Below are 3,468 nucleotides of genomic sequence, written 5' to 3'. Positions count from 1 at the left end.
TCCCCGCTCTTTAAAATTGGAAGCAATCCCATTTTCTTTCCCGAAGAAGAGCAGCTGCAGGAGATTTCAGCCATCTTCCAAAAGATGATGAAGGAGATGGCTTCATCTTATGCTCAAAAGTATGATGTGCTGCGTAGTTATTTACACCTGCTTATCCATGAGGCTATGAAATCCAACCCGGCAGATAATTTTGGAACCTATGCCAATGCCTCTGCACGGGTTTGGGGACTATTCCTGGACTTGCTGGAGCGGCAATTCCCTATAGATTCCCCGTTAGCAGGTCTGTCGCTGAAAACCCCGGCTGATTACGCACATGCACTGTCGGTACATGTTAATCATCTGAACCGCTCTGTAAAAGAAGCCACGGGGAAAACGACTTCCGAACAGATCGCTGCCCGGATAGCTAAAGAAGCGAGGGCACTTTTACAGCATACCGACTGGAATATTTCGGACATCGCATATGGTCTTGGGTTCGAGTACCCCTCGTATTTTACCAATTTCTTCAGGAAGCACACCGGCATGTCGCCTAACCAACTTCGCAACATCACTGTTTGAATAGTTTAAGGATCCGTTTGATTGTTATAAACAGGCTGTTTTTCCGGTTTCTACTTTTGCATAGTACAAAATTCAATGATTATGCAATACAGAAAATTGGGAAAAACCAATGAACAGTTGTCCGCTATTGGCCTTGGCTGCATGGGGATGAGCTTTGCTTACGGTCCTGCAGATGATAAAGAAAACATAGCCACACTGGAAAAGGCGTTGGATCTGGGCATCAATTTTTGGGATACGGCAGATATGTACGGCAATGGGGCCAATGAGGAGCTGATCTCAAAAGTATTGGTGCCTAACCGCCAGAAAATATTTATCGCAACAAAGTTTGGATTCCGTTTTAAAGACGGCGTAGCGGGACCCAGCGGAACAGCAAATACTTTTTTTGACGGCTCGCCTGCCTGGATTAAAATTGCAGTGGAACAAAGCCTGCGCCGCCTGAAAATTGACACCATCGATTTATATTATGCCCATCGGGTTGACCCGAATGTACCGATTGAAGAAACAGTAGGGGCCATGGCGGATCTTGTGAAAGAAGGCAAGGTGCGTTATATCGGTTTGAGCGAAGCATCGCCTGCTTCCATTAAAAAGGCAAATGCGATTCACCCGGTTGCAGCCCTGCAAAGCGAATATTCATTGCTGACCCGCGATGTGGAAACAGAAATCCTGAAAACTTTAAGGGAGCTGCAAATCAGCCTGGTTCCATATGCTCCCCTGGCAAGAGGACTGTTTTCCAATGTACTTGATCTTAATAGTCTCGCTGAAGATGATTTCAGGCGAACATTGCCACGCAGTCATGGCGAGCATGCAGAAAACAATGCCCGGCTTGTTGCTGATTTCGCGCTGTTGGCAAAAGATAAAAACTGTTCTCCCGCCCAGTTGGCGTTAGCCTGGGTACTGGCGCAGGGCAATGATATCATCCCCATTCCAGGGACTAAAAAAAGGAAATACCTTGAAGAAAATGCCGGTGCAGTTGAGGTGCAACTGACCGCTCAGGAGCTGGCATTGATTGATGCAATAGCTGCAAAGTATCCCAATACAGGCGCCCGTTATAGCGAAGGCGCTATGGCCATGGTTAATCACTGATAACCTGATCTGCAATCCAACCCTGAATTGCCGCTCCCGGATGCTGAAAGCAGGGAGCGGCTTACCGGGAGTTAATATATTATTTTATGATAGAAAGATATGTCGCCAGGTTCTTGCTGGTGAATACGATCCTGTTAACGCTGGGGCTCCGGCAACAACTCATAGCGCAAGATAAGCCGGAACGATTCCTGACCGGCATAGAAAAACCGGAAGATCTGCTCCAATTACCAGGATCGCATTGGGTCATTGCCAGCTGTTACAGTCCATCTGCTACTGAATCCGGAAAATTGATGGCCATCGATCCCGATGCACCAGGCGCTGCGCCGCAGGATGTTTTTCCCGGCCTGTCTATTTTAAAATCCGGTAATAATCCTGTAAATAAATTGTTCAGGCCACATGGGATCAACTGCCTACAAACCAGTGTCAATCAGTACCGGCTATTTGTGATAAACCATGGAAGCAAAGAAACCATTGAAATTTTTGATGTTGATATAAGTTCCGGAAAAGTGCAGGTTACCTGGAGCAAAAGCATTGCGCTTCCGGCTACGGTATGGGCCAATGGAATCGTGGTAGCTCCGGGTAAAACGGAGGCGATCTTCGTGACCAGTATGTATGATCCTTCCGACAAAAGCTTCATAGACGAGTTCCAGAAAGGCGAGCCTACCGGGCAAGTTTGGAAATGGACATCTGACCAGGGATGGCAAACCGTCAATAATAAATTGCTATCGGGAGCCAATGGTATTGAAATATCCGCGGATGGGCAAAGTCTTTATGTTTCAGAATGGGCGAACCGGCGGTTATGGAAGTTTTCACTGGATGATAAAATTCCTGAATCCTATATTCAACTGGATTTTCTTACCGACAATTTACGCTGGACGGAAAAGGGGACGCTGCTTGTAACTGGTCAGAAAGCAGATCCTGCTACAGTTTTTGCCTCGCATACGCTTGAAAGGGAGGCAACCGGTAATCAGTTTTCGGTGGTCGAAATAGACCCCGTAACACTTGCTGCTAATCCCCTGATCGTAGGAGGAGATCAGCATTTTGGATGGGGGACGGTGGCTATCGCCGTTGGTGACGAGATTTGGGTAGGGAGTGTGCTTACCAACAAAATAGCGTGTTATAATAGACGAAAACCGTGAGTTTATTTAAAGAATGCTATTACCACCCTTACAATTATCCCAAAAATGGAGCCCCAGGATACAATTTTTTTGATTCTTGCTTCCCGGGCTGCTTTGGCTGTATTTCTACAGGCTATAAAATGCTGATCCATTATCCAGCGTTCATTCGCCCTTGACTGTTTATGTTCCAGTCTTTCAATAAGAGTATATCTATTCATAATTTTTAGTGTTTTTTAGAGGTTAATGCTTCTTTAAAATTCTCCACCACAAACAGGTCGATTTCAGGATAGGCCGCAGCTCCTACGTCAATGATTCGCTTAACACTTTCCCAATCGAGCCCTCCGAGCCCTGCACCCACTTTGGGTAGGGCGATTTGATTTACCTGGTTTTCCCTGGCCATCTGCAGCATTTTACTAACGGCAGCGTCCACAGCTGAAAGTTCGGCTTTAGTGGTCCATGACTTTTGGGTGCCGAGATTGAATACGGTGCCTGCCCCATAATGATACATAAAAACATCTCCCAGGGTAAAGGCGCCGCTTTTACATAGCTTTTTGTATTGCTGGTACATCTCCGGGAATTTCTCCTTAAACTGTACCGCAATTCCTTTACCCATTGCGCCGGCGCAGTTACAGCCGTGAGCGTAATTGTTGACGCCGGGAATGTTGAATATATTGCCTTCTTTAAGATAGGTGACCATTGTTTATGTATGAAG

5 protein-coding genes are annotated in these 3,468 nt (G+C 46.3%); 3 read left to right on the top strand and 2 right to left on the bottom strand.

Annotation, left to right across the window (positions count from 1 at the left end; translation table 11 throughout):
- From VIM72_RS21000 to VIM72_RS20990, 3 genes are all read left to right on the top strand, one after another.
- A partial coding sequence (locus tag VIM72_RS21000; protein WP_332004787.1) for a helix-turn-helix transcriptional regulator occupies positions 1-555 on the top strand: 555 nt, incomplete at its 5' end.
- A gap of 81 nt (positions 556-636) precedes the next feature.
- The gene (locus VIM72_RS20995; protein WP_332004786.1) at positions 637-1,638 is read left to right on the top strand and encodes an aldo/keto reductase; all 1,002 of its coding nucleotides are present in this window, start codon (positions 637-639) and stop codon (positions 1,636-1,638) included.
- Between the two features lie 86 nt (positions 1,639-1,724).
- Positions 1,725-2,777 (top strand): hypothetical protein, encoded by a 1,053-nt coding sequence (locus VIM72_RS20990; protein ID WP_332004785.1) that lies wholly within the window; start codon positions 1,725-1,727, stop codon positions 2,775-2,777.
- 2 nt (positions 2,778-2,779) lie between these two features.
- Here VIM72_RS20990 and VIM72_RS20985 read toward each other — a convergent pair whose 3' ends face one another.
- Both VIM72_RS20985 and VIM72_RS20980 read right to left on the bottom strand, forming a co-directional pair.
- Complete coding sequence (locus VIM72_RS20985) at positions 2,780-2,974, bottom strand: hypothetical protein (protein WP_332004784.1); 195 nt, start codon at positions 2,972-2,974, stop codon at positions 2,780-2,782.
- Positions 2,975-2,979: 5 nt separating this feature from the next.
- The gene (locus tag VIM72_RS20980; protein WP_332004783.1) at positions 2,980-3,453 is read right to left on the bottom strand and encodes a macro domain-containing protein; all 474 of its coding nucleotides are present in this window, start codon (positions 3,451-3,453) and stop codon (positions 2,980-2,982) included.
- Positions 3,454-3,468: the final 15 nt, after the last annotated feature.

It is taken from the genome of Chitinophaga sp., assembly GCF_036569185.1.
Lineage (GTDB): Bacteria > Bacteroidota > Bacteroidia > Chitinophagales > Chitinophagaceae > Chitinophaga.
The sequence above is the reverse complement of the archived record's forward strand: the minus strand, read 5'-3'. Positions and strand labels throughout refer to the sequence as shown.

Excerpts from the sequence above, each read along its gene's own strand:
- VIM72_RS20995 (WP_332004786.1), top strand. The coding sequence starts at position 637 with ATGCAATACAGAAAATTGGGAAAAACCAATGAACAGTTGTCCGCTATT.
- VIM72_RS20990 (WP_332004785.1), top strand. The coding sequence starts at position 1,725 with ATGATAGAAAGATATGTCGCCAGGTTCTTGCTGGTGAATACGATCCTG.
- VIM72_RS20985 (WP_332004784.1), bottom strand. The coding sequence starts at position 2,974 with ATGAATAGATATACTCTTATTGAAAGACTGGAACATAAACAGTCAAGG.
- VIM72_RS20980 (WP_332004783.1), bottom strand. The coding sequence starts at position 3,453 with ATGGTCACCTATCTTAAAGAAGGCAATATATTCAACATTCCCGGCGTC.